We start from the raw sequence: 24,741 nt of genomic DNA, 5'->3' as shown, positions 1-24,741 counted from the left end.
CCTTAGTCATTTGGGGGCGTGGACATGCCAACACCCAGTTTTTGACAGCGCGCTTCGATGATGTCATTGGTAGAGATTGTATCAATTTTTAAACCAATCTTTTGGCTATGATAAACAACCCAAATAATGAGTTGCAGGCCTGCTGAATCGACTTCCGTGGTCTCACTGAAGTCAAAAGAAACGCTGTCTTTTTCTGAAATATATGACTTTATTTCATTGAACGTTTGTTGAACTTCGTAAATTGTCAGCTCTGTTGGAAATTTAAAACACTCAGACATACCTATTCTCTACATCATTAAAAGTTTCGATACTGCTTGCAACATTTGTGCAGGCTTAAAGGGTTTGACCATCCAAGCTTTGGCACCTGCTTTTTTCCCTTCTTCCATCATACTTTGCTGGTTTTCTGTAGTGAGCATAATGACAGGCGTAAACTTGTATTGTGGTAATTGCTTAGCTTGCTTTACAAATTCGATGCCGTTCATATTGGGCATGTTCACATCGCTGATTATCAAGTGTATTTTATTGCCATTTAGCTTAGTTAAAGCGTCTTTACCATCTCTGGCTTCGATAACATTAAATCCCGCCCCTGTTAGGGCAATGTTTACAACTTGTCTGAGAGAATCAGAATCGTCTACAACTAGAATGGTTTTACTCATAACGTCCTCATAAGAAAGTTAAATCATCAACAGTGTCGTCGTCACGACCTTTGGACAAGATGCTGCGTTGCTCATTAGTCGCGGCAGTTTTTTTCAATTCATTACTGATCCTCTGATGATTAAATCTGGCTGTTTGGCACTCTCTGCGACTCAAAATAAATTGGTCTATTTCTTCAATCATGATGTTTAAAGCGATTGTGACGCTGTCTTGGATCTGATCGACTCGGTCTTGAAACTGTAAATCAACAAGGATCTGTGAGATTTTTTCTCGAATTTCTAAGTTTGACGCATGTAATTCAGCGGCATGAGATTCGACGTGTTGTGATAGATCCAGCCATTCGTCAACAACGGTATTTATCTCAGTCCGATACTTTTCGGTCAGTACTTGCTTTTTCTCTAGTTCTGAGTTCATTAAATCCATTGAAGAGCGCATTGCATTAGCAATACTCTCTATAAGCTGACCAATACGTACACCAGTCTCACCACTTGAATTAGCCAAGGAGCGAACTTCATCTGCGACCACAGCGAAGCCTCTACCATTTTCACCAGCACGCGCCGCCTCAATTGATGCATTTAGCGCAAGTAAGTTGGTTTGCTCGGCAATTTTTGACACATCTATTGACATGGTTTGAAGTTCATTGCTTTTGTCGACTAGATCCTTAATGGTCGTAGTCATTTGTGCCTGTGAGTCGTTGGTTTGTTCAATATAGGCGAGTACGCCATTTAACTTGTCTCGGCTAGACTCTGAAACGTCTTGCAAACTAGCCCCATTATCATTGGCTGTTCTATCTAGCGTCGCTGATATATTGCCAACGAGATTAGAAAACTCTCCCGACATGTTTACAACTGAGCCTTTTGTCTGCTCTCTGGCGCTTGTAACTTGGGCTATCAATTGAGGAATGATGACACTGCTGAGCTGCTCTAAACAAGCAAGGTCTTCTTGTTGCTCTTGCATTATGTTTTCGTGGGGTAGGGGAGGTTCCTCTTGCTGTTCGGCTTGCTGTTGTGCGAGTGCCAACTTTTGCATAAACAAACTTGCAGCAGACAAACCCGCCATTAGCACTGAAATAGCTACTGAGTCAATAAATATTAAACCAATAACGAGTACCAATATTGGCACTATGTAAGATACAAACAAAAACATGTTACTTAATCTTCAGTTGGATTAATTTTAGCCTAGTAAAGTATGATTATTGTGCAAATTTTAATTTATGTCTGCGCTTTGGCGTTTCTATGTTGCAAGTCGTTAATGAAATTAATAGAGTTAGAGACAAGTTGAAGCGCGTTAGAATAAAAGTAAGCAAGGTTTATTATGTCAAAATCACAACAGCAGCAGTCACTACAATTGTGGCAAAGAGAGCAACTACAAGCTGCGCAGCGCCATTTGGCAGAAAAAGGAATTATCACCAATAAAATTATTGAAAAAGAGTGCCGCATTTTGCCTCCGGCGATTGCTGTTTGGAAGCTGCAAGACGAAAAGGGAAAAGGGTATTGGGCAATTACAGGGCAAGTTCCTACTGATGCTACAGGAGACAAAGCTGCGAGCAATGCAAGAGAAGCGCTGAGATATTTTTCATATCAATGGCAACTCAAAGCAGACGGCATTATTAACGCTGGTGTTAAAGAGAAAACACAAGTTGACTTTGCTAACTTACTTGTCAACAAAGCTCATGATATATATGCAATTTATAACAACGACAAATTGTGGGCTAGTGTAGCATCGTAAATGGCTCTGAATTTATCATCGAAGCAGGGCACTTAAGACGTTGTCTTGGGATCCCAGCTTCCATAAAAACACCACCTTGTTTGCTGAAGCCTGATTTTACAAAGGTGGGCACTTCTTCCAAAATACATTGCACAAAAACTTCTTTAAGGCCTTTTTGCTGGGCAAGATCTGCTAGGTATCCGATCAAAGATTGATAGGCTTGTCTATTTCGGTGGTCTTTAACAATTGCGATACGGCTTATTAACCCATCACTGCACAGCCTACCTGTACCAACAGCCTGGTGATTTTCATCGCGGATTAAGACATGATCTGCTGTTTTATCATGTTGATCGAACTCAACATGTTTTGGTAAGTGTAATTCGCACACAAACACTCTTTCACGAATTTGGCGCAGCTGTCCCTGAGTTTGTTTCCAACTCACTTTGTCGACGTGATAATTCATGATTACCTCTTAGCGAAAATCATACAACACGCCCTGACGAATAAGGGAAGTTTCAACCCCTATTATTATTTTAGGTGCCAAATATCGTGACACCTTTTTGTATGGTTGGCCCTGTCAGTCAGGCATTAAGACCAAGCTTCGACATAATAAAGCCCGTCGTTTATAAGCGTAGTTAACGTTTGTTTGAATTCCAAGCTCATTAACGCTGGTTTTACCTGTTTAAACAAAAAATTTGTATTATCAGTTAACAACTTTACCTGTTCTAGGTCTGTTTGTGACAATTGATAGGATTCACCGTTTATACTCAATAGTATATTTTCGCCGATGCTTTGGTATATTGCTCGCACACCACCAGCTCGAACTATTGTGTCATCCAGTTCAATTTCTGATTCTAAGTGTTCAGCAACAAGCGCATCCTCTAGAGGGGCCAAATCCATATCGTGTTTGGGTTGGCTGAGATACGTCCCTAGCCACTTGCTAAACAATTCATCATCATGGATCAGACTCGATAGCATCGCTTGTATTTTGGTTTTATCTTGTGTGTTTATTTCACCAAGAGAAGACCTTATAGTCAGCTCTGGATCATTGTATCGCTCTATGCCAGCTTCTTCGTCAATGACATGGTCAGCAAAACTACTGATGAGGTCCTTTTGGTCTGGTGCTCTAAAACCGACAGAATAGTTTAGTGCATTTTCAACAGCATACCCTTCATGAGGGCAGCCCGGAGGAATATACAAAATATCTCCAGGTTCTAAAATATGATCTATTACTGCTTCAAATTGCTCGACTTGTAGTAAGGCTTTATCTTTGGTGAATTGCTTTAAGTTGGCATTTGGCATACCAACGCGCCAATGTCTTTTGCCTTCACCCTGAATGATAAAAACATCATACTGATCTAAATGTGGGCCTACACCACCATTTGGTGTTGAAAAGCTCACCATCAAGTCATCGATTCGCCAATTGGGTATAAACCTGAAAGGGACAAGTAGTTGGGCTGCTGGTGGATGCCAGTGATCAACGGCTTGCACTAATAACGTGCTATTTGTTTCAGTTAGTTTTTCGAAGTTTTCAAATGGACCATGGTGCGCTTGCCAATTTTCGTCATGATTAGTGATTAATCGAGACTCAATGCTGTCTTCCATTGCCAATCCTGCAAGTTCTTCTGCAGACAAGGGGTCCTGAAAGTCTTTGAAACCTCCTTTAATTAACAAGGGTTTTTTTTGCCAGTACTGACTCAAAAACGCTTCTTGAGTCATGTTATTAATAGACAGCTGGTACATATTTTCTCCATAAAAAAAGCGAAAGTTACAAGCACAAAGCTGCTCCTTTCGCTTAATAAAATCTATTTGACTAGATTAGTTTAATTCGTCAATAAACGCTTCAGCACGACCGATATAGTTTGCCGGCGTCATCAACTTCATTTCCGCTTTAACTGAGTCTGGTAAGTCTAAACCATCGATAAAGTCAGCCATGATTTCTTGATTAACACGCTTACCACGCGTTAGCTCTTTTAGCTTCTCATATGGTTTTTCGATGCCGTACTTACGCATCACTGTTTGAATTGGTTCAGCAAGCAGCTCCCAGTTGTCATCCAGTTCAGCTAGAAGACGATCTGCGTTTACTTCTAACTTGCTGATGCCTTTTAGCGTTGCTTGGTATGCAATTAGCGCATAGCCCATACCAACGCCAAGGTTACGTAGAACCGTTGAGTCAGTTAGGTCACGCTGCCAGCGAGAAACTGGTAGTTTTTGTGCTAGGTGAGCGAAAATAGCATTGGCTAGGCCTAAGTTACCTTCAGAGTTTTCAAAGTCGATAGGATTAACTTTGTGCGGCATCGTAGAAGAGCCAATCTCACCAGCAATGGTCTTTTGTTTGAAGTGGTTAAGAGCAATGTAGCCCCAAACATCACGATCAAAGTCTAGTAGGATTGTATTGAAACGTGCAATTGCGTCAAATAGCTCAGCAATGTAATCATGCGGCTCAATTTGCGTTGTGAATGCATTCCAAGTTAGTCCTAGGCTAGTTACAAATGATTCTGCATGTGCATGCCAATCATACTCTGGGTAAGCACTTAGGTGAGCGTTGTAGTTACCAACAGCGCCATTGATTTTGCCTAAAAGAGCGACGTTAGCAATTTGCTCGCGCTGACGTTGTAGACGAACATAAACGTTAGCAAACTCTTTACCCATAGTTGAAGGTGAAGCAGGTTGACCGTGAGTACGAGTCATCATTGGTACTGATTTGTACTCAACTGCTTTTTCTTTGATTGCTGCAAGTAGGTTATCACAGTATGGTAGTAACACCTGATCGCGCGCTTCACTTAGCATTAAACCATGAGATAGGTTATTAATGTCTTCAGATGTACAAGCGAAGTGAATGAATTCATTTACAGCTTGTAGCTCTGCATTATCCGCTACTTTCTCTTTTAGCAAATATTCAACTGCTTTAACATCGTGGTTTGTAGTGCGCTCGATATCTTTGACACGTTGTGCATCTTCTTCACTGAAGTTTGCAACAATGCCGTCAAGTATCGCATTAGCTTCATCACTGAAAGCAGGCACTTCTTTGATTGCGTCTGCTTTTGCTAGAGCTTGTAACCAACGAACTTCAACTGTGACACGGTATTTGATAAGACCGAACTCACTAAAGATACTTCTCAGCTCTTTGGTTTTGCTACCATAGCGACCATCCACTGGAGAGATAGCGGTTAACGCTGAAAGCTCCATAATTTCTCCTAACTAATTGGTTTTTTTGAACGATAATTTATATAAACTGTTGTGCAGTGGCGATAATTTTCTTTTTAGAAAAAAAGAAATGGCGGCGTTTACCACCTAGTTGTCTCCACAACACAGCACTTCTAATTCCTGCCAACAGCAATGCACGTATTTTGTGTTGAATATGGCTTTGCTGAAGTAAATCTGGTTTACCAAATACTTGGATTTTAGGGCCGGCAGGGCTGATAACTTGGGTGTAGATATCAGCGAGTGCACCTAATACTTGTTCGTCGTATACATTAAAATGTAAGGTTTGTCTTTCGACTTGTTCAATGCGTTTGGCCAGCTCTGAAAATACAGCGCTATTTGCAGACAAAGCGCGTTCAAGCTGTAGCAAGCTACCGACGTATTTTACGATTTCAACGTCTTTTTCACCTTCGCTGGATAATTGTGCTACCAAAGCTTGATAGCCACCTTTTAAAGCGAAGTGGTCGTCATAGACGTCCTCTGGGTTTTGAGGTGACGTATTTAGTATACTTTGCAAAAAAGTATGGACTTCGTTTTCGTTAAAAGTGCCATAACGTGCGCATTTTTGAACAAGCTTAGCTATCTGACATATAGCTGCTAATGGAATAACGGCTTTTGGTTGCATTATTTGATCACCGACTCGATGATACCGCCGCCAAGACATGCATCATCTAAGTAAAATACCGCTGATTGACCCGGTGTAACTGCTTTTTGTGGCTCATCGAACAGTACGCGCGCCATGCCATCTTTACCGACCAGCAGAGTACATGGAATATCTTCTTGTCTGTAGCGAGTTTTTACTGTGCAGCGAGTGGTTCCTTGTGGGCCTTCGCGGTCAACCCAGTGCAGTTGATTGGCATTGAGCCCGTTACTATACAGGCGAGGGTGGTCTTTACCTTGACCTACAACAAGGACATTGCGCTCAACATCTTTATCGACGACATACCAAGGCTCGCCAGAGCCTTCCTTCATACCACCAATCAGTAGGCCTTTTCTCTGACCTAGGGTGTGATACATTAAGCCTTCATGCTCGCCGACTTGATTGCCTTCAGCATCTTCAATAATACCAGGCTGAGCAGGAAGGAATTTTTGCAAGAAATCTTTAAATTTGCGCTCACCAATAAAACAGATACCCGTGCTGTCTTTTTTGTTATGAGTGATTAAACCTTGTTCTTCTGCAATGCGGCGTACTTCAGGCTTTTCAATCTCACCGACAGGGAATAGTGTTTGCGCAACGTGTTCGTGGCTTAACGTATATAAGAAATAGCTTTGATCTTTGTTGTTGTCTAAGCCTCTTAGCATTGCAAACTTACCATCACGCTCTTCACGGCGAACGTAGTGGCCAGTCGCTATATAGTCAGCACCTAGTGCTTCTGCTGCAAATTCCAAAAAAGCTTTGAACTTGATTTCTTTGTTGCACATAATATCTGGGTTTGGTGTGCGGCCTGCACGGTATTCCTCTAAGAAATACTCAAATACATTGTCCCAGTATTCAGCTGCAAAGTTGACAGTATGCAGTTCAATACCCAGTTTTTCACACACGGCTTGTGCATCTTTTAGATCTTCAGCTGCGGCACAGTATTCATCGTTATCGTCTTCTTCCCAGTTTTTCATGAACAAGCCTTCTACTTGATAGCCCTGTTCTTTTAGAAGGTAAGCTGAAACTGAAGAATCCACGCCGCCAGACATGCCGACAATGACTTTAATGTTACTGTTATCGCTCATAATATCGCTGTACATCTATATGTAATATTTGAAAGGTCGTGAGTATAGCACGCATTTGGCCGCCCTCAAAAGACACTCCCTAGACTTTATTTGGCTGTAAAACCTTATACTGCCCGTTATTTAGACCACTGAGTGTATATTTGCCAATGCTGTATCTAATCAATCGCAAGGTTGGATAGCCAATGTGTGCAGTCATACGCCGAACTTGACGGTTTCTCCCTTCAGAAATCGTAATACTTAACCACGTTGTGGGAATATTTTTTCGCTCTCGTATTGGCGGATTTCGAGGCCAAATGTCAGGCTCGTCAATGACTTCGACTTTGGCAGGTTTGGTCATGCCGTCTTTTAATTCGACACCTTTTCTCAGCATCTCGAGTGGTTGCTCATCGGGCACTCCCTCTACTTGAACCCAATAGGTTTTATCGGTGTTTTTTTTCGGCTCTGTGAGTTTGTGCTGCAACTTGCCGCAGTTAGTCAAAAGTAATAAACCTTCGCTATCGCGATCTAGTCGACCCGCAGCATAGACTGATTTGACATCGATAAAGTCAGCTAAGGTTTTTCGGTGTTGGTCATCAGTAAATTGACATAAAACGTCAAAAGGTTTGTTGAATAAGACAATCTTAACATCCTCAGGCTTGACTGGCGGTTTTTTGGAGCCGTTGGAAGGGCGTCGTCGAGTATTGCCATTGGATCTATTTTTAGGTGATGTGTTTGGGCGCTTGCTATTTTTATGTGTCATAACTCACAGAGGACCAGCATAATTGGGCGCTTATACTAGCAAATATGAGCAGCTACTTCAGCATGAATACGAAAAAAGGCAGCATATTGCTGCCTTTATAATTGAGTTTATTTAACTTATGCGATTAGGTTTAATGCATCGTTAAATAATTTGCTTGGACGCATTGCAGCAAACGCTTTTTCGTCGTTTGGCTGGAAGTAACCTTCTACATCCATCGCTTGGCCTTGAACGTCATTCAGTTCAGCCACGATAGCAGCTTCATTCTCGGTAAGTTGTTTTGCAACTGCTTCGAATTTAGCTTTAAGCTCAGCGTCAGTACCTTGAGCAGCAAGCTCTTGTGCCCAGTAAAGAGAAAGATAGAAGTGGCTACCACGGTTATCTAGCTCATTTACCTTACGAGAAGGTGATTTGTTCTCATCAAGGAATTTACCTGTTGCTGCGTCTAGTGTATCAGCAAGTACTTGCGCTTTAGGGTTGTTAGTTACTTGGCTTAGGTGCTCTAGAGAAGCAGCTAGTGCAAGGAATTCACCTAAAGAGTCCCAACGTAAGTGGTTTTCTTTTTCGAATTGTTGAACGTGCTTAGGCGCAGAACCACCAGCACCAGTCTCGAATAAGCCACCGCCGTTCATTAGTGGAACGATAGAAAGCATTTTCGCACTTGTGCCAAGCTCAAGGATTGGGAATAAGTCAGTTAGGTAGTCACGTAATACGTTACCAGTTACTGAAATTGTGTCTTGGCTGTCTTTCATACGCGCAAGTGAGAACTCAGTCGCTTCAACAGGTGCAAGAATACGGATGTCTAAGCCATCTGTGTCGTGCTCTGGCAGGTATGCATTAACTTTCTTGATTAGCTCAGCGTCGTGTGCACGCGCTTCATTTAACCAGAATACAGCAGGTGTGTTAGATGCGCGAGAACGGTTAACTGCTAGCTTCACCCAGTCTTTGATAGGTGCATCTTTAACCTGACACATACGCCAAATATCGCCTTGCTCAACGTTGTGTTGAAGAAGCACGTTATTAGCTTGGTCAACAACGCGGATCACACCGTTTGAAGGTGCTTCAAACGTTTTGTCGTGCGAACCGTATTCTTCTGCTTTTTGTGCCATAAGACCAACGTTAGGGATAGTACCCATAGTACGAGGGTCGAATGCGCCATGCTCTTTACAGAAGTCAATTGTTGCTTGGTAAACACCAGAGTAACAACGATCTGGGATCACAAAGCTAGTGTCTTGTTGCTTACCATCAGCGTTCCACATTTGGCCGCTTGTACGGATTGCCGCAGGCATAGATGCATCAATGATAACGTCACTTGGAACGTGTAAGTTAGTGATACCACGATCAGAGTCAACCATTGCGATGCTTGGGCGAACGTCGTATACAGCTGCTAGATCAGCTTCGATTTCTGCGCGTTTTGCATCATCTAATTTAGCAAGTTTGTTGTAAACGTCACCAATACCGTTGTTTACGTCAACACCTAGTTGCTCGAAAGTTTCGCCATGCTTTGCGAAAACTTCTTTGTAGAATACTTTTACCGCGTGGCCAAAGATGATTGGGTCAGAAACCTTCATCATGGTTGCTTTCATGTGAAGAGAGAAAAGTACGCCTTTTTCTTTAGCAGCCTCTACCTCAGCTTCAAGGAAGCTGCGAAGTGCGCTAACACTCATGCGAGAAGCATCAATGATTTCGCCAGCTAGTAGTGGAGTGCTTTGCTTCAATACGTTCACGGTACCGTCAGCTGCAACGTGTTCAATACGTACATCAGTTGCTTCTGCTACTGTTGTAGATTGTTCTGAACCGAAGAAGTCACCTTCGCTCATGCTTGCTACATAAGATTGAGAGTCAGCAGACCAAGCGCCCATTGAATGTGGGTTTTTCTGTGCGTATGCCTTAACAGAACCAGGTGCACGACGGTCTGAGTTACCTTCACGTAGTACAGGGTTTACCGCGCTACCTTTGATCTTATCGTAAGTTGCTTTGATAGCAGCTTCTTTGTCATCTTTTGGCTCTTCTGGGTAATCAGGTAGTGCGTAGCCTTTCTCTTGTAGCTCTTTAATCGTTGCTTTAAGTTGAGGGATTGAAGCACTGATATTAGGTAATTTGATGATATTTGCTTCTGGCGTCTTAGCAAGTTCGCCTAGCTCAGACAGGGCGTCTGCGATTCTTTGTTCTTCAGTAAGAAACTCAGGGAAGTTAGCGATCACACGACCAGCTAAAGAGATATCTCTTGTTTCTACTTCAACACCAGCTGCTTTTGTGTAAGCTTGGATCACAGGCAGCAAAGAATAAGTTGCTAAAGCTGGTGCTTCATCGGTTTTTGTATAAATAATTTTTGATGTCATCATCATTCCTAGATAGTTTTGGGTCAATTAGACCGTTCAACAATAAGCAAGATCTTGCTAACTTTTGTTACCCAACGTTATTTTGACGATTGAGTGACAAAAAAATTAGCTTTAAATAAAAAGCTTAATCTCTTTGTAATTAGCAAGTTTGTTAGTTATTCCTACTGAAGTTAGGGAATAGAAATAACTAACAGACCTGGACATCGGCAGGGATTGTACCAATCTAATCGGAATGCTGCTAATGCAATTTACTTAAGATATAGAAAAATATGTTACAAGGGGGATTTATAGTGAGAAAAAAGAGATGAAGCGAGCAACTTGCGTAGCTCGCTTTTAGAGCCTTGAGAATTTGCTATGCCATTTCACCAACTTTCGGTGCAATATTAGTAGCATGTAAGCCCTTAGGCCCTTCCTGTAGCTCGAATGTTACATCTTGACCAGCTTTAAGCGTCTTGTATCCATCCATTACAATCGTCGAGTAATGTGCAAAGATATCTTCGTCACTGCCGTCTTCTACGATGAAACCAAACCCTTTGGCGTTGTTAAACCATTTGACTTTTCCGCAAGCCATACTTCTACATCCTTCTATAAGTTGACTAATTAAGTTAATCTAACCTTTGAAATTTGCTAAGCTGTCCATAACATGAACAACTAGGACTAGAATGTAGTTTAAATAACCATACAGTCAAGTTTTTTAGTGCAGTTTTTTAACATTTTATTTATTTTTTAATTCAAGTTTGCTTGAGTATATAAGACAAGACTATATTTAATTATGAGTGGGATAAAAGATTCAGGTGTGTTGGAAGAGGTCAAAGACCTAGAGAAGCAAAAACTTCAACCACCGAAAAAGTACAAAGTAATTTTAAACAATGATGATTACACGCCGATGGATTTCGTCATCGAAGTGTTAATGACTTTTTTCAACATGGATAGCGAAAGAGCAACTGAAGTGATGTTGAAAGTACATCACGAGGGAAAAGCGGTATGTGGAATGTATCCTGCAGACATAGCCCATACAAAGGCTGAGCAGGTGAACAGATACGCTCGCGATCATGAGCATCCGCTCCTGTGTAGCTGTGAGCAAGAATGACCTTATTTATTCTCGTTGGGGGTTGCCAATGCTAAATAAAGATTTAGAAATTACACTTAACACCGCGTTTCGTGAAGCTCGTACTCGTCGTCATGAATTTATGACGGTGGAGCATTTATTACTTGCCCTAATCGATAATCCTTCGGCAAGTGAAGCGCTTAATGCCTGTAGCGTAGATACTGACAACCTTAAAAGGGAACTGTCAGAGTTTATTGATGAAACAACGCCAATTATTCCTGAGTTAGAGGAAGACCGGGAGACTCAACCAACGCTTGGATTTCAGCGTGTATTACAAAGAGCAGTGTTTCATGTGCAGTCTTCAGGTAGAAACGAAGTAACTGGCGTCAATGTTTTGGTAGCTATTTTCTCAGAGCAAGAGAGCCAAGCTGTATATTTACTCAAAAAAGCAGATGTCAGTCGATTAGACATCGTTAATTTTATTAGTCACGGTATTTCAAAATCGGACGATGATCCTGAGCCAGAAGAGCATGAGGATATCAACGAAGAGGGAGCAGAAGTACAAAGCGACGAAAAAACCAAGCTTGAAAACTTTACTGCAAACCTCAATGTACTGGCTAAAGCGGGGCAAATAGACCCCTTAGTTGGTCGCGATCAAGAAGTTGAAAGAACCATCCAAGTGCTATGTCGCCGTAAGAAAAATAACCCATTACTTGTTGGAGAGGCTGGGGTAGGTAAAACTGCCATTGCTGAAGGGTTGGCGTATCGTATCGTGAATGATCAAGTACCAGAAGTCATCGAAGATGCAGTAGTCTATTCTCTTGATATGGGCGCATTGCTTGCTGGTACTAAATACCGAGGGGATTTTGAAAAGCGTTTTAAAGCACTTTTAAAAGAACTGCAAGCCAAACCGAACGCCATTTTATTTATTGACGAAATTCATACAATTATCGGTGCGGGTGCTGCATCTGGTGGGGTAATGGATGCGTCGAATTTAATTAAACCGCTGCTTTCCAGTGGTAAGCTGCGCTGTTTGGGCTCAACAACTTATTCTGAATTTAAGAACATTTTTGAGAAGGACAGAGCGCTGGTTCGTCGCTTCCAAAAAATTGACGTGGTCGAGCCTAGTGTTGCTGACACGGCCAAGATCCTGTACGGCTTAAAAGAACGTTACGAAGAACATCATGGTATTCGCTACACCCAAAAAGCGCTGAAAGCCGCAGCTGAATTGAGCGCAAAATATATCAATGAGCGCCATTTGCCTGACAAGGCGATAGACGTAATTGATGAAGCGGGTGCAAATCAACGTTTATTACCTATGTCTAGGCGTAAAAAGACCATAGGCGTTGCTGACATCGAGCAAATTGTTTCAAAAATTGCACGTATTCCGCAGCAAAATGTGTCATCAAGCGATAAAGAAGTACTTAAAAATCTTGATAGAAATCTGAAAATGCTTGTGTTTGGTCAAGATGAGTCTATTGATGCGCTTACATCGGCTATTCGTTTATCACGCTCTGGCCTTGCGAATGAAGAAAAGCCAATTGGATCTTTCTTATTTGCTGGCCCGACTGGAGTTGGTAAAACAGAAGTGACTAAGCAGCTCGCTAAATGTATGGGCATTGAGTTTATACGTTTTGATATGTCTGAATACTCTGAGCGACATGCTGTGAGCCGTTTGATTGGCGCGCCTCCTGGCTATGTTGGCTTTGAGCAAGGCGGTTTGTTGACCGACTCAGTCATTAAACATCCTCATGCTGTTGTATTGTTAGATGAGATTGAAAAAGCCCACCCTGATATTTACAACATACTTTTACAAGTGATGGATCATGGTACGCTGACAGACAACAATGGTCGTAAAGCTGATTTCCGAAACGTGATTTTTGTTATGACAACAAATGCAGGTGTTCAAGAGACAGTGAGAAAATCGATTGGATTCCAACAGCAAGATCACTCTCATGACGCGATGATTGAAATCAACAAGGTATTTACACCTGAATTTAGAAACAGGTTGGACAATATCATTTGGTTTAATCACCTCGAAAAAGAAGTTATTTTGCAGGTTGTTGATAAGTTCATTGTTGAGCTGCAAGCTCAATTAGACAAAAAGTCTGTTAACTTAGAGCTGACTAACGAAGCGAGAGGTTGGATAGCTGACATTGGCTATGACAAAGCAATGGGTGCACGTCCGATGGCACGCGTTATTCAAGACAACCTTAAAAAACCGTTGGCAAATGAAATCCTGTTTGGTTCTTTAATTGACGGCGGTAACGTGAAAGTGACTGTGAAAGGCAATGCTTTGGAGTTTGATTTTGAGCAGGAGTTAGTTTCTGCATAACAATCGCTAACTTTTAAAGTCTTAGGATCGGCTGGCGTAGCTGGCTGGTTCAATAAAGACAGTGTACAAGCAAAAAACCTAGCCAATTGGCTAGGTTTTTTGCTACATACGTCTTATAGCATCAAATAGATGCTGGCGAGACGGTAGAATTAACGCGCACGGAAAACGATGCGTCCCTTACTTAAGTCGTAAGGAGTTAACTCTACAGTGACTTTGTCACCTGTTAAAATACGGATGTAGTTTTTGCGCATCTTACCAGAAATATGTGCCACAACAACGTGACCATTTTCTAATTCAACACGGAACATTGTATTTGGTAATGTTTCAAGGACCGTGCCTTGCATTTCAATAACGTCTTCTTTCGCCATTTGGAGCGTATCACCTCTATATAAGTTTATCGTTGGAGATTTTGCCCAAAAGCACACAATAAGTAAAGGTAAGAGCTTAAATTAGTAACTTAAATATTTGTCCAAGTATCTTCTTTAAGCTGTTGAGCTGGCGCAAACTGCTTTTTGTAGCGCATTTTTTTACATTCGTCTATTTGGTAACCTAAATATACAAAATCCTTATTTTCAGAATGCGCGAGGTTAAGCTGCGCCATTATCATGATAGTGCCTAAACTTAAGTGTTCGTAATCCGGGTCAAAAAAAGTGTAGATCGCAGATAACGCATTAGGCATAGTATCGGTTACAGCGACGGCAACGAGCTTTTTCTCATGCCAAAGTTCAATAAATGAAATCGGCATCCAACGACAAAACAGAAAGCTTTCATACTGTAATCTATTTGGCGGAAACATTGTGCCATCACTGTGCCTTTGGTTGATGTACTTTTCATACAGCGGAAAGTAATTTTCCTTCTCTTGATAGCTGACTTTGACTGAAAAGTTACTATCTATCTTTTTGTATTTACGTTTTTGTGATTTGGAAGGCACATATTCTTTTGCAAGTACCCTGACGGACTGGCATGCGCTACACATAGGACAGTGGGGGCGATAGATTTGATCTCCGCTACGCCTAAATCCCAGAGATAATAGCGCCTCAAACCGAGGTGCCGTATAGCATTCGTTATCCAATATTACGAGCAGTTGCTCTTTTCTGTCTGGCAGATAGCTGCAATCAAATTGTTGACTGAGGCCTATTTTAGAAGGAAAGTGTTCAGTCATATATTGCCCCTATGTCTTGTGGTAGCCACATGGTGCTTGCAGGGTGATAGTCACTTGCTTCTTTTAGTTTAGTCAAAAATTCTTCTCTAGGAATGACTTTTGCGCCCATAGAGCTTAAGTAAGGGTTATCGAGCTGGCAATCAATAAAGTGAGCATTGTGCTTTTTAAGCCAATTCACCAGCGCCCACATGGCCAACTTAGACGTGTTTGGCAGGTTGTGAAACATTGATTCACCGCAAAATACACCAGAGACCATAATGCCATATAACCCACCAACGAGTTGGTTATCTACCCACACCTCTACACTGTGAGCGAACCCTTCTTTATGTGCTTGGCAATATGCTTTAAGCATACTTTTGTTTATCCATGTCCCTTCTTCATTGAGCCTTTGGGTTCGACACTGGGAAATCACCTGCTCAAAGGCATGGTTTATGGTCACTCGGGGGTTGAGTCTATTTTTAGCCTTTTTTAAGGTGCGACCAATATGAAAATCTTCTAACGCCAGTATACCCCGCTCGCTAGGTGACCACCACATTATGGGTTCTCGCTCATTAAACCAAGGAAAAATACCTTGCTGGTAAGCTTTTTTTAGTCTTAATGTGTTCAGGCAGCCGCCAATAGCCAATAGGCCATCAGGTTCTTTTAATGCAAAGTGGCAAGGTGGAAAGATGTAATCAGTTGGCGATAGGTGAAACAGCTGTTGTGTCATAAGTGACTTTAGTTTTGTGTCAAAAGTTCGCTAAGACAAGTTTAGCAAATTAAGGGGTGAAGCACGCCATGATTTATGGCGTGCGGTGGCATTATTTTAGGTTATCTAAATAACGCTCAGCATCTAGTGCAGCCATACAACCTGTGCCCGCAGAAGTAATTGCTTGGCGGTAGATATGATCTGAAACATCACCAGCAGCAAATACACCTTCAACACTTGTTTGCGTCGCATTGCCGTTTAAGCCTGATTCAACAACTAAATATCCATCTTTCATTTCAAGCTGGCCCGCAAACATGTCGGTGTTTGGCTTATGACCGATTGCAATGAACACACCAGCTAGATCTAAGTCTTCAGTTGCGTCTGATTGAGTGTCTTTGATTCTGATGCCAGTAACACCCATGTCATCACCCAGTACTTCGTCTAACGTACGGTCGAAGTGAAGAACAACATTTCCGTTTTTCGCTTTTTCCATTAGGCGGTCAGATAAGATTTTTTCACTGCGGAAGCTGTCTCTGCGGTGAATAACGTGTACTTCATCTGCGATGTTTGAAAGGTATAGTGCTTCTTCAACGGCAGTGTTACCACCACCTACTACAGCAACTTTTTGGCCTCTGTAGAAAAAGCCATCACATGTTGCACAAGCAGAAACACCGCGGCCTTGGAAAGCTGTTTCAGACTCTAGACCTAAGTACTTTGCAGATGCGCCAGTTGCGATGATTAGAGCATCACAAGTATAAGTACCTTGATCACCTGTTAGTGTAAATGGACGCTTTGTCACATCTACTTTATTAATATGGTCAAAAATGATCTCTGTTTCAAAGCGCTCCGCATGTTCTTTCATACGCTCCATTAGAGCAGGTCCTGTTAAACCGTGTGCATCACCAGGCCAGTTTTCTACTTCAGTTGTTGTTGTAAGCTGACCACCTTGCTGCATACCCGTGATTAAAACCGGGTTTAAGTTTGCACGCGCTGCATAAACAGCCGCAGTGTAACCAGCAGGGCCAGAGCCAAGGATCAATAGTTTACAGTGCTTCTCACTCATGAATTTCTATCCTAAAATTTAGTATTAGCATTACAATGATGCCGATTCTAAGTAAATCAACCCAGAAGTAAAATAAAAATCAAATAAAGCAAATTTCGAAATTCTAAACTTGTCAAATATAGTGTACTTGATGGAAAAGTAAGCCAACAAAGCTGAAATTGTCGGATCTTCATGACCTTTCTATTTTTTTTTGTTATGTTTGAAGGAATTTTTTTTGCTACTAAATTATCAGTAGCCCAAGATTAAAAGGTGTATATGGCATTTTGGCAGGACAACTCCGGCTTTGCTTTACAAGCAGACAGCTGTAAAGTCTTAACAGACGCTAAGCATTATCACAGTGAACTTTTGTCTCTGATCAGTAAAGCAAAGCAGCGAATTTATATCGCAGCACTTTATTTACAAGATGACACTGCTGGCCAAGGCGTATTGGCTGCGCTACATAATGCGTCACTGCAGAATCCAGAGTTAGAAATTAAAATACTGGTAGACTTTCACAGAGCACAAAGAGGTCTTATTGGTGAAGCTAAGTCCGAGGGAAATGCACGTTTGTACTGTGATTACTTGGAAAAGTTTAACTCTAATGTAGAAGTTTACGGTGTGCCTGTAAAAGCGAAAGAGCTTTTTGGTGTGTTGCACCTTAAAGGGTTTGTGATTGACGATACCGTACTGTACAGCGGTGCGAGTATTAACGATGTATATCTACATCAAGAAGACAGATATAGACTTGATCGCTATTTCCTTATCGAAAATGTGATGCTGGCTAACAGTTTTACCGACTTTATTGAAAAGCATCTAATAAGCTCAGAAGCGGTCCCTCGTATCGACACTCGGCCTTTAACACCTTTTAGTGATATTAAATTGGCGCAGAAAAAGTTAATGCGTTCACTGAAGCGTGCCAATTACGATATGTCCAAGGCAACCGAATCAACAGACTTAAATGTTCGTGCATTCCTAGGGTTTGGACGCAGAACAAATAAGCTGAATAGATTGATTAAAACCTTGTTTGATACAACAGAACAAGAGTTGATCCTATACACGCCTTATTTCAACTTTCCGGCTCCATTACTTCGTTCGTTGCGCCGTTTACTCAAGCAAGGTAAGTCTATAACCATTGTCGTTGGCGATAAGACGGCAAATGACTTTTATATTGCGCCAGATAAGCCATTCAGCCGCATTGGGGCTTTGCCTTATTTATATGAGCGAATCTTACACAAGTTTTTAAAGTCACAAAAAAGGTATATAGAGCAGGGGTTGCTCAATGTTTATCTTTGGAAAGATGGGGACAACTCATTTCATTTGAAAGGTATCAACCAAGACAATCAAGTTCATTTGATGACTGGGCATAATTTAAACCCAAGAGCATGGGGGCTAGACATTGAAAATGGCATTTTAATTGAAGATAGAAATCAAGTATTAAAGCCATTTATCGACGATGAGAAAAACGCGATTTTATCGCATTGCAGAAAGTTAAGTGGGCCTGATGACATTGAAACCTTGCAAGATTACCCTGCACCGGTGCAAAAAATATTAGGGCAGGCTAAGCGCGTTAAAGTCGACTTTATCATTAAAAAGTTTATTTAAATCTGGCGTGTGTCTCTGCAAGATTAGCAGGGCGACCGACTTCAGTCAGTCGCCTTCAAGGCCTATGAATATCTATGGGCCTAAACCATGTTAGCTATCATCTCAACTCCTTTCCCCCTCGAGCAATGCGAGTGACGCCCAAGCGGTTGCTTCATCAGATAAAAATAGATAGGCAGGATCGTCTTTGCTTCGGTTCACACTGATAGAGTATGTTCTCCAAGAGCCGTCAGGTTGTTGATTGTTACGCAGCCAATTAAGGGCGGATATGATATTTGGATCGTCACTTTTAACACCGGCTTGCATCAAAATATAGGCAATCAAACCAGTCGAATATGCTTCCGGCTTGCGCGCGTCAGGGTGCAGCTTTCTCGGTTTGGTTGGCGCTGTTTTTTCACTATAGCGCCAATCGTTGAGCTCATATAGGGTCCAACTTCCTTTATTCACTTCATCTCGATTTTGTTTTTGTAACAACTTACCAATTATTTGATTTTGCTCTTGAGGTGTTAATAACCCTTCCAATTTCGTTGATGCAAAAAGCAACCAAGCTTCTCCAAATAGATTATTTGGATTGCGACTAGCTTTAAGCCAGTTTCGTAGTTTATCTACTCGATTTATAAGCGCTTGTGGTGCATTCTCATTAAAGTAACCAGGAGCGGTGCCGATAGCAACCGCAACCTGACAAGCTGCAAAATGCTGTGCTTCTATTGAAGCTAGGGGTTCGTATGTAAAGTTAAACCAATCCCAACCGCCATCGGCGCGCTGATGAAGCCAAAGCCGTTCGAAGGCGGTAATTAACAAAGGGGAAGGTTGCAAAGCGCCTTCTCTGGCTTCTTTCATCGCGAGCAAGTAAGTGGTATTAATCGCTTCACTACCACGAGACTGAGTTAATCTGCCGGGAGGATTTACAAACCATGGCGCAACGCCTGGGCCGGCAACAAGGCGGCGACGTATGTTATCAAATATGTGCTCATTCAGTCCTGTTCCTTGCATAAGCTTAGGACGAACGAGTGTGTAAGTGTGTGTTGTGTGACAGGCATTACATTGCACTGCACCGTTGTGGTCAGTAGGCGTTTGTTGAACTGGGTAGTCGAGCCACTGAGCGGCTTTTAGCCTATCCCAGTGAGGCGGCTTGTTTAATGTTTCAACTTGGCTCCATGCCAAAGAGGCGTTTAAAAGCAGTAGTGGAAGCAAATACTTAAGACTATTTGAACCAAATAGCGAATTTGGATTTTGTGTTTTGCAATGTATTGTGAGATTGTTTTGCATATTAGTTTTAGGCCAATAGCCTAACCCCATTTAATTTTAAGCAGTACACAGGCTGTAGGTTAGAATTAGTATCAAAAGTAAACTTTGACAGGCAGTAGTTAGTAATTATCAAGTTGTTTATTTTGGGCCTTGACAAGTGGGTAATCGATTTCCGTTTTGGCAATCATATGGTAGTAAGTTGTAAAGATGTTCATTGCGGTGTGCGCCACAATTTCGCTTATCTCAGCATCTGTTAGTTTCAGTTCTTTTAACTTGATAAACTCGAGATCATATACTTGCCCGCGGGATTCGAGGATATGATTAACAAACTCTAATATACACTGTGTTTTTGACTCTTCCGATTTACCTTTTAAGTTAAGCGCCATTTCCTTTTTGCTCAGTCCTGCCATCTCTCCGATGACAGTGTGAGCCGCGCGCAATACGCATCTCTACAAGCTACCAATTTTAATGACTGGGTATATTTAAAGTTCAGCAATAAATCTAAAAATACAGTTGGACATAATTTAAGTCGCATCAGGCATACACGCTTTATGGGTAGAAAGGAATAATACCTTTAAAGCGATATGCATATGGTTGTTACAAAATGAAATGACTTTATTTGGTGATTTTGTGGTCTCTTCTGATATGGACTTGACACCCGTCGATCGCTATACAATCTTAACTTACTGCACTGTAGGGTGTTTACACAGTCACAAGCGGAGGGATGACGATAATTTACACAGGAATTGAAGCAAGGCCTGTATGTTCGAGAGAATAATTCATAGGCGATTGACACATAACAGACTTTTCAATTAGGTAGCTTATGAGTAAGCAGCAACTGAGCAGGAACAACAAAATTACACATTTAATCGCGGAATACCTCAGGATCCGAGCGCGTTCAACTGCGCTATGTGAAAGACTTGAGGTTGAGGATTATACAGTTCAACCCATTGCGGATGTAAGTCCACCTAAATGGCATTTGGGGCACACGACATGGTTTTTTGAAGAGGTTATCCTAGTAAAACACAGGGTTGATTACTCTAGATATCATCAAGGGTATCGCACGCTGTTCAACTCTTATTACAAGTCAGCTGGCGCACATTGGTTGCAAAGTCAGCGGGGTGAACTTTCGAGGCCAACCGTCAGTGAGATCATGAGTTATCGAAATTATGTAGATAAACAGCTGGTGAACTTTTTATCGACTGTTGAAGTAAGCGAAGCCATCTTATCTTTACTAGAAATAGGACTGCATCATGAGCAACAGCATCAGGAATTATTGCTCATGGACATTAAATATATTTTGGGTTGCAACCCTCTATCTCCCACATTTTGTGAGTCTTCTCTAGACAATACCCTCAGTGAAACAGCACGTTGGCACTCATTTGACGAAGGGGTGTACGAAATCGGTGCAACCGAGAGCTGTTTTGCATACGACAATGAAAAACCGAAGCATAAGAGCTACAACTATGCATTTGCCATGAGCGAACAGTTAGTCACAAATGGGGAATACTTGGATTTTATTCAAGATGGCGGCTATGACAGGGCTGAGCTTTGGCTGAGTTTGGGGTGGGATTGGTCAAATGACAATAAAATTGCCCACCCTCTTTATTGGCAAAAAATAGATAATGAATGGTATGAGTTCACACTGCACGGATTAATGCCATTAGCGCTCAATCTTCCTGTCACACATATTAGTTATTTTGAAGCGGACGCGTTTGCCAACTGGAAAGGCAAGAGGCTGCCAACGGAGCAGGAACTAGAGATCTACCTGTCAGTTAGCTCTGATCTTGAGAGGATATCTAATATTAAAAAGCAAAGCGCAAAAAGTGCAGACATTTTTCATCCTACATCGAGTGACATGCCTTTTGGGCAAGTTTGGTGTTGGAGCAAAAGCCACTACTCGGGCTACCCAGGTTACAAACCCTATCAGGGCATGCTTAATGAATACAATGGTAAGTTTATGTGCAATCAGTTTGTTTTGAGAGGTGGGTGCGTGGCTACACCCAGTGATCATTACCGCCATAGCTACCGAAACTTTTTTGCCCCCCATCAACGCTGGATGTTTTCAGGCATTAGATTAGCGAAGGATATTTAATGACACACTTCAGATTACTCACGCAAGACTCGCACGGTGAAAATACGCAAGATGACCAGTTGGCAATCGAGGTATTGACAGGTTTGAGTGCTTCACCAAAACATTTGTCAGCAAAGTACTTTTATGACGACATTGGGAGCGAAATTTTTCAGAAAATTACTCAACATGAAGACTATTACCTGACTGCCAAAGAGGTTGAAATTTTAACCCGAATAAGCGGGCAGCTCGCACAATTAGTTGATGAACAAGAAATTGATATTATTGAGCTTGGCGTGGGGGATGGTCACAAAAGTAAGTTGATTATAGATGGTTTTTTACAAAGCGGTTGTAAAGTAAATTTCTACCCTATTGATATTTCAGAAAAAGCCATGGTGATGTTACAAGAGAACATCATACCGGATGACAAGCTATCGATTCATGGCGTCGTTGCAGAGTACTTTGAAGGGCTAAAGCTTGTTAGGAGCCAATCGAGCAACAAGCAGTTGGTGCTATTTTTAGGCTCTAATATTGGTAATTTTAATCGTGAGCAGAGCCAAGGATTTCTTAGAAAACTTTGGATGAGCTTAAATGCATCAGATTACATACTGATCGGCTACGATTTGAAAAAAGACGTGAATAAGCTCACTGCAGCATACAACGATAGAGCTGGACTTACAGCAAAATTTAATCTCAACTTACTGCATCGCATCAACAGAGAACTGGGTGGCAACTTTCAGTTGGAAAAGTTTCAACACTTTGGCGTTTACAACCCTATTTTGGGCGCTATGGAAAGTTACGTGTTATCAACCGAAAAACAGGATGTATATATAGAGGCGTTGCAACGAACGTTTCATTTCGATGCATATGAAGCCATTCATTTAGAGTACTCGTTTAAATTTACACCAAGTGATATTGAATGTTTGTGTCAACAAACGGGCTTTAAAGTCACCAAGCATTTTTCGGATGAACAGCATGACTTCGTTGATTCTCTGTGGCAAGTTGTTAAAGATGGCTTGTAACACAGGCTGAGTAGCCTCTGGCGAATATACCTTTGACGAGCAATTACAGTATTTTTAGGTGGGAACATACGTTGTTAAAAAAACACATTGAAGACACCCATAAGAATGCAGTTTTTGTTCGTCAGGTGTTTTGCTCTGGCCGTTATAAAGGAAATACTGCTCATGTAAAACTGTGTGTGAACTTAGCAGAGTTTACCAATGATGTGTACCTCCAATCAGTTGCTATCCGAAACGGGGTGGCTGCAACCGTTTTTATATTTGTTCAACCTGACGGTCCACATTTAATTCGCTGGTTTTCACCCCATGGTGAGATTCAATTTTGTGGTCATGGAACTTTAGCAGCCGCAGATGTATTGATAACGGCCCTGAATAGCTCACAAGAGACCCTAAACTTTCAATCTGCAAGTCACTCAATTTGTGTGAAAAGGACGGCTTCAAGTAAATACATTATGTTTCTTCCTCAGCCTGAACTGAGAATAAGCTCACTAACGCATGATATGCACAATATTTTTGGGCAAGAGGTAAGAAATTTAAAACAAACGAAGTCTGAAAATGGCTATTTCGTAGCTCAGTTACCAAATAGAGATAGTCTATTGAAGTTTGATTTTGCAGTAGATAAATACTGTCAAACTACGCGCAGAGCGCTTGTTGTTACTACACGAGATGATAATCACTCAAACACTTTATATTTTAGATATTTTGCACCGCAATATGGGGTCAAGGAAGATTCTGCAACCGGATCCGCTGCACCGCTTTTGGCGGCATTTTGGCAGCTGCCCAACAATCAAGTTTTCAATTGTTTCCAATTGTCCAGTCACGGTGCTTTTTATCAAATCTCGCGAGAAAGCAATCAAGTATGTGTTTTTGCAAGCGTACAAACTCCCTCATAACATTAAATTTTATCTAGCTCGCTAAACAAAAAATCCGGTTTTAATTTTTTCAATATCGTTATTGACCTCAACTTAGCTTGAGGTTTTATTGTGCGCGTACTTTATGAATTGATATCCATTAAAAGAGGTTTGACGAATGAAAATAAGAGCTTGGATAGCAACTGTTGTCATGATAGCTGCACTAATAGGCACCATGGGGTACATAAAATGGATTGAAATGTCTGCTATTTTAGCAGCAGCTTCAAACACCCCGGAATACTCTGAGACCGTGGAGGCTACCCGAGTTGAAAAGGCAATGTATACACAATCCGTTACTGTAATAGGCAATGCTGTTGCGCCTGATCATGTTGTGCTGCTGAGCGAAACATCAGGCGTGATCAAAGCGGTCAACTATTCATCTGGAGAGCGAGTTAAAAGAGGCGAGGTTATCATTCAATTAGATATTCGCAGCGAACAAGCTAATCTCAAGGCTGCTATTGCAAAGAAGAAACTAGTGTCTTCGAATTATAATCGTGTCAAAGCGCTTAGTGCTCACCAAGCGATCAGCCAAGAAGAGTTGGATACCGCACAGGCCAACCTAGTAGTCATTGAAGCCGAAATAGAAGCAATCAAAAACATAATTAGAAAAAAGACAATCACAGCGCCATTTGACGGTGTATTGGGTATCCACTCAGCGAAAGTGGGAGAGTTTTTAGATGCCAATAGACGTGTTGTGTCAGTCACTGGCGATCTCGGTTATATGTGGGTCGACTTTTATATTCCGCAGACATATCACAAGCTAAGTGCAGGGAGTGAAGTTCATTTACTAAAAGTGGAAGATTCAACGGCTCCATTACAGGCAAACGCAAGTATTGTCGCAGTGGAAGACGCGCTTCAAGCAGGGATCCGAAGCCGCAAGTACAGAGCGAAAGTATGGCGTTCTGCTTTGGAAGTTGATGCAAATGAAGCCCTGTCGGTTCATGTGCCGGTGAGACAATATGACAATGTTATTAGCGTGCCTAACATGTCAGTTCTAAGGGATGTTTCAGGAGGATATATTTTCGAATTAATACCTACAGGTGGTAACGAACAATTCAGAGCTAAACGTCGACAGGTAGAAATTATTGCCGCGAATGAACGTGTGACATTTTTGAAGCCGAGTGTGGCACCTAACAGTTTGGTTGCAGCACCTGGTGCATTTAAGTTGTTTGATGGCGTGTTGGTAAATATTGTCAGTCAACCAAGTGCTCTGGCTGGTAAATCAATCCCGTTGGACAAGGAGCTATAAG

At 41.7% G+C, this 24,741-nt stretch carries 25 protein-coding genes; 8 read left to right on the top strand and 17 right to left on the bottom strand.

Going from position 1 to position 24,741, the window contains the following annotated elements; genetic code table 11:
- Positions 1–2: 2 nt before the first annotated feature.
- From MHN81_RS06820 to MHN81_RS06810, 3 genes are read right to left on the bottom strand one after another with little or no spacing between them, the layout of a single operon-like run.
- A complete protein-coding gene (locus MHN81_RS06820) occupies positions 3–278 on the bottom strand; it encodes an STAS domain protein (protein ID WP_023401667.1) in 276 nt (91 codons plus the stop codon).
- A gap of 9 nt (positions 279–287) precedes the next feature.
- Entirely contained in the window at positions 288–656 is a 369-nt protein-coding gene (locus MHN81_RS06815) for a response regulator (protein ID WP_023401668.1), read from the bottom strand.
- 7 nt (positions 657–663) lie between these two features.
- Positions 664–1,800, bottom strand: a complete 1,137-nt coding sequence (locus MHN81_RS06810) for a methyl-accepting chemotaxis protein (RefSeq protein WP_239425361.1) — start codon at positions 1,798–1,800, stop codon at positions 664–666.
- Between the two features lie 168 nt (positions 1,801–1,968).
- On the opposite strand from MHN81_RS06810, the gene MHN81_RS06805 reads away from it, so the two are divergent.
- Entirely contained in the window at positions 1,969–2,382 is a 414-nt protein-coding gene (locus MHN81_RS06805; protein WP_023401670.1) for a DUF4826 family protein, read from the top strand.
- On the opposite strand, the gene MHN81_RS06800 is transcribed toward MHN81_RS06805, so the two are convergent.
- From MHN81_RS06800 to cspD, 8 genes are all read right to left on the bottom strand, one after another.
- Positions 2,366–2,824 carry a GNAT family N-acetyltransferase gene (locus tag MHN81_RS06800; RefSeq protein ID WP_023401671.1) on the bottom strand — a complete coding sequence of 153 codons (459 nt, stop codon included), beginning with the start codon at positions 2,822–2,824 and terminating at the stop codon, positions 2,366–2,368. The genes MHN81_RS06805 and MHN81_RS06800 overlap by 17 nt on opposite strands.
- A 125-nt stretch (positions 2,825–2,949) precedes the next feature.
- The gene (locus tag MHN81_RS06795; RefSeq protein ID WP_023401672.1) at positions 2,950–4,104 is read right to left on the bottom strand and encodes a cupin domain-containing protein; all 1,155 of its coding nucleotides are present in this window, start codon (positions 4,102–4,104) and stop codon (positions 2,950–2,952) included.
- 75 nt (positions 4,105–4,179) lie between these two features.
- A complete protein-coding gene (gene purB / locus MHN81_RS06790; RefSeq protein ID WP_023401673.1) occupies positions 4,180–5,550 on the bottom strand; it encodes an adenylosuccinate lyase in 1,371 nt (456 codons plus the stop codon).
- 37 nt (positions 5,551–5,587) lie between these two features.
- Entirely contained in the window at positions 5,588–6,190 is a 603-nt protein-coding gene (hflD, locus tag MHN81_RS06785; RefSeq protein WP_023401674.1) for a high frequency lysogenization protein HflD, read from the bottom strand.
- Entirely contained in the window at positions 6,190–7,290 is a 1,101-nt protein-coding gene (gene mnmA / locus MHN81_RS06780; protein WP_023401675.1) for a tRNA 2-thiouridine(34) synthase MnmA, read from the bottom strand. Before mnmA ends, hflD begins: the two co-directional genes overlap by 1 nt.
- A 79-nt stretch (positions 7,291–7,369) precedes the next feature.
- The gene (locus tag MHN81_RS06775; RefSeq protein ID WP_239425360.1) at positions 7,370–8,029 is read right to left on the bottom strand and encodes an rRNA large subunit pseudouridine synthase E; all 660 of its coding nucleotides are present in this window, start codon (positions 8,027–8,029) and stop codon (positions 7,370–7,372) included.
- Between the two features lie 116 nt (positions 8,030–8,145).
- Positions 8,146–10,368, bottom strand: a complete 2,223-nt coding sequence (locus MHN81_RS06770) for an NADP-dependent isocitrate dehydrogenase (protein WP_023401677.1) — start codon at positions 10,366–10,368, stop codon at positions 8,146–8,148.
- A gap of 352 nt (positions 10,369–10,720) precedes the next feature.
- Positions 10,721–10,939 carry a cold shock domain-containing protein CspD gene (gene cspD / locus MHN81_RS06765; protein WP_023401678.1) on the bottom strand — a complete coding sequence of 73 codons (219 nt, stop codon included), beginning with the start codon at positions 10,937–10,939 and terminating at the stop codon, positions 10,721–10,723.
- 201 nt (positions 10,940–11,140) lie between these two features.
- Between cspD and clpS the strand changes: the two genes are divergently transcribed.
- On the top strand, positions 11,141–11,458 hold the full coding sequence (clpS, locus tag MHN81_RS06760; RefSeq protein ID WP_023401679.1) for an ATP-dependent Clp protease adapter ClpS: 318 nt from the start codon (positions 11,141–11,143) through the stop codon (positions 11,456–11,458).
- A 28-nt stretch (positions 11,459–11,486) separates the two neighbouring features.
- Positions 11,487–13,751 (top strand): ATP-dependent Clp protease ATP-binding subunit ClpA, encoded by a 2,265-nt coding sequence (gene clpA, locus MHN81_RS06755; RefSeq protein ID WP_239425359.1) that lies wholly within the window; start codon positions 11,487–11,489, stop codon positions 13,749–13,751.
- Between the two features lie 149 nt (positions 13,752–13,900).
- On the opposite strand, the gene infA is transcribed toward clpA, so the two are convergent.
- From infA to trxB, 4 genes are all read right to left on the bottom strand, one after another.
- Complete coding sequence (gene infA / locus MHN81_RS06750; protein ID WP_023401681.1) at positions 13,901–14,119, bottom strand: translation initiation factor IF-1; 219 nt, start codon at positions 14,117–14,119, stop codon at positions 13,901–13,903.
- An 89-nt stretch (positions 14,120–14,208) separates the two neighbouring features.
- The gene (locus MHN81_RS06745; protein WP_023401682.1) at positions 14,209–14,913 is read right to left on the bottom strand and encodes an arginyltransferase; all 705 of its coding nucleotides are present in this window, start codon (positions 14,911–14,913) and stop codon (positions 14,209–14,211) included.
- On the bottom strand, positions 14,906–15,622 hold the full coding sequence (aat, locus tag MHN81_RS06740; RefSeq protein ID WP_023401683.1) for a leucyl/phenylalanyl-tRNA--protein transferase: 717 nt from the start codon (positions 15,620–15,622) through the stop codon (positions 14,906–14,908). Before aat ends, MHN81_RS06745 begins: the two co-directional genes overlap by 8 nt.
- Before the next feature lie 91 nt (positions 15,623–15,713).
- Positions 15,714–16,664: a thioredoxin-disulfide reductase gene (trxB, locus tag MHN81_RS06735; protein WP_023401684.1), complete on the bottom strand. Its 951-nt coding sequence runs from the start codon at positions 16,662–16,664 to the stop codon at positions 15,714–15,716.
- A gap of 255 nt (positions 16,665–16,919) precedes the next feature.
- On the opposite strand from trxB, the gene pssA reads away from it, so the two are divergent.
- Positions 16,920–18,245: a CDP-diacylglycerol--serine O-phosphatidyltransferase gene (pssA, locus tag MHN81_RS06730; protein ID WP_023401685.1), complete on the top strand. Its 1,326-nt coding sequence runs from the start codon at positions 16,920–16,922 to the stop codon at positions 18,243–18,245.
- Between the two features lie 102 nt (positions 18,246–18,347).
- Here the strand turns inward: pssA and MHN81_RS06725 are convergent, their stop codons facing one another.
- Together MHN81_RS06725 and MHN81_RS06720 are read right to left on the bottom strand one after the other, a co-directional pair.
- Positions 18,348–19,511, bottom strand: a complete 1,164-nt coding sequence (locus MHN81_RS06725) for a hypothetical protein (RefSeq protein ID WP_239425358.1) — start codon at positions 19,509–19,511, stop codon at positions 18,348–18,350.
- 98 nt (positions 19,512–19,609) lie between these two features.
- The gene (locus tag MHN81_RS06720) at positions 19,610–19,900 is read right to left on the bottom strand and encodes a hypothetical protein (protein WP_052027446.1); all 291 of its coding nucleotides are present in this window, start codon (positions 19,898–19,900) and stop codon (positions 19,610–19,612) included.
- Positions 19,901–20,313: 413 nt separating this feature from the next.
- Here MHN81_RS06720 and egtB point away from each other — a divergent pair, with 413 nt between their 5' ends.
- From egtB to MHN81_RS06700, 4 genes are all read left to right on the top strand, one after another.
- Positions 20,314–21,585, top strand: a complete 1,272-nt coding sequence (gene egtB, locus MHN81_RS06715; RefSeq protein ID WP_239425357.1) for an ergothioneine biosynthesis protein EgtB — start codon at positions 20,314–20,316, stop codon at positions 21,583–21,585.
- Positions 21,585–22,583, top strand: coding sequence for an L-histidine N(alpha)-methyltransferase (locus MHN81_RS06710; RefSeq protein WP_239425356.1), 999 nt, complete (start codon positions 21,585–21,587; stop codon positions 22,581–22,583). Before egtB ends, MHN81_RS06710 begins: the two co-directional genes overlap by 1 nt.
- Before the next feature lie 71 nt (positions 22,584–22,654).
- Positions 22,655–23,473: a PhzF family phenazine biosynthesis protein gene (locus MHN81_RS06705; RefSeq protein WP_239425355.1), complete on the top strand. Its 819-nt coding sequence runs from the start codon at positions 22,655–22,657 to the stop codon at positions 23,471–23,473.
- Positions 23,474–23,609: 136 nt separating this feature from the next.
- Positions 23,610–24,740 carry an efflux RND transporter periplasmic adaptor subunit gene (locus MHN81_RS06700; RefSeq protein WP_239425354.1) on the top strand — a complete coding sequence of 377 codons (1,131 nt, stop codon included), beginning with the start codon at positions 23,610–23,612 and terminating at the stop codon, positions 24,738–24,740.
- Position 24,741 lies beyond the last annotated feature (1 nt).

It is taken from the genome of Pseudoalteromonas sp. Of7M-16, assembly GCF_022347805.1.
In the GTDB taxonomy this organism is placed as follows: domain Bacteria; phylum Pseudomonadota; class Gammaproteobacteria; order Enterobacterales; family Alteromonadaceae; genus Pseudoalteromonas; species Pseudoalteromonas luteoviolacea_F.
Note: the sequence above shows the minus strand (reverse complement) of the source record. Positions and strands in the feature narration are given on the sequence as shown.

Excerpts from the sequence above, each read along its gene's own strand:
- egtB (WP_239425357.1), top strand. The coding sequence starts at position 20,314 with ATGAGTAAGCAGCAACTGAGCAGGAACAACAAAATTACACATTTAATC.
- MHN81_RS06710 (WP_239425356.1), top strand. The coding sequence starts at position 21,585 with ATGACACACTTCAGATTACTCACGCAAGACTCGCACGGTGAAAATACG.
- MHN81_RS06805 (WP_023401670.1), top strand. The coding sequence starts at position 1,969 with ATGTCAAAATCACAACAGCAGCAGTCACTACAATTGTGGCAAAGAGAG.
- purB (WP_023401673.1), bottom strand. The coding sequence starts at position 5,550 with ATGGAGCTTTCAGCGTTAACCGCTATCTCTCCAGTGGATGGTCGCTAT.
- mnmA (WP_023401675.1), bottom strand. The coding sequence starts at position 7,290 with ATGAGCGATAACAGTAACATTAAAGTCATTGTCGGCATGTCTGGCGGC.
- MHN81_RS06810 (WP_239425361.1), bottom strand. The coding sequence starts at position 1,800 with ATGTTTTTGTTTGTATCTTACATAGTGCCAATATTGGTACTCGTTATT.
- MHN81_RS06775 (WP_239425360.1), bottom strand. The coding sequence starts at position 8,029 with ATGACACATAAAAATAGCAAGCGCCCAAACACATCACCTAAAAATAGA.
- MHN81_RS06795 (WP_023401672.1), bottom strand. The coding sequence starts at position 4,104 with ATGTACCAGCTGTCTATTAATAACATGACTCAAGAAGCGTTTTTGAGT.
- infA (WP_023401681.1), bottom strand. The coding sequence starts at position 14,119 with ATGGCGAAAGAAGACGTTATTGAAATGCAAGGCACGGTCCTTGAAACA.
- aat (WP_023401683.1), bottom strand. The coding sequence starts at position 15,622 with ATGACACAACAGCTGTTTCACCTATCGCCAACTGATTACATCTTTCCA.
- MHN81_RS06770 (WP_023401677.1), bottom strand. The coding sequence starts at position 10,368 with ATGACATCAAAAATTATTTATACAAAAACCGATGAAGCACCAGCTTTA.
- hflD (WP_023401674.1), bottom strand. The coding sequence starts at position 6,190 with ATGCAACCAAAAGCCGTTATTCCATTAGCAGCTATATGTCAGATAGCT.
- clpS (WP_023401679.1), top strand. The coding sequence starts at position 11,141 with ATGAGTGGGATAAAAGATTCAGGTGTGTTGGAAGAGGTCAAAGACCTA.
- MHN81_RS06725 (WP_239425358.1), bottom strand. The coding sequence starts at position 19,511 with ATGCAAAACAATCTCACAATACATTGCAAAACACAAAATCCAAATTCG.
- cspD (WP_023401678.1), bottom strand. The coding sequence starts at position 10,939 with ATGGCTTGCGGAAAAGTCAAATGGTTTAACAACGCCAAAGGGTTTGGT.
- MHN81_RS06700 (WP_239425354.1), top strand. The coding sequence starts at position 23,610 with ATGAAAATAAGAGCTTGGATAGCAACTGTTGTCATGATAGCTGCACTA.
- MHN81_RS06820 (WP_023401667.1), bottom strand. The coding sequence starts at position 278 with ATGTCTGAGTGTTTTAAATTTCCAACAGAGCTGACAATTTACGAAGTT.
- MHN81_RS06745 (WP_023401682.1), bottom strand. The coding sequence starts at position 14,913 with ATGACTGAACACTTTCCTTCTAAAATAGGCCTCAGTCAACAATTTGAT.
- clpA (WP_239425359.1), top strand. The coding sequence starts at position 11,487 with ATGCTAAATAAAGATTTAGAAATTACACTTAACACCGCGTTTCGTGAA.
- MHN81_RS06800 (WP_023401671.1), bottom strand. The coding sequence starts at position 2,824 with ATGAATTATCACGTCGACAAAGTGAGTTGGAAACAAACTCAGGGACAG.
- trxB (WP_023401684.1), bottom strand. The coding sequence starts at position 16,664 with ATGAGTGAGAAGCACTGTAAACTATTGATCCTTGGCTCTGGCCCTGCT.
- MHN81_RS06720 (WP_052027446.1), bottom strand. The coding sequence starts at position 19,900 with ATGGCAGGACTGAGCAAAAAGGAAATGGCGCTTAACTTAAAAGGTAAA.
- pssA (WP_023401685.1), top strand. The coding sequence starts at position 16,920 with ATGGCATTTTGGCAGGACAACTCCGGCTTTGCTTTACAAGCAGACAGC.
- MHN81_RS06815 (WP_023401668.1), bottom strand. The coding sequence starts at position 656 with ATGAGTAAAACCATTCTAGTTGTAGACGATTCTGATTCTCTCAGACAA.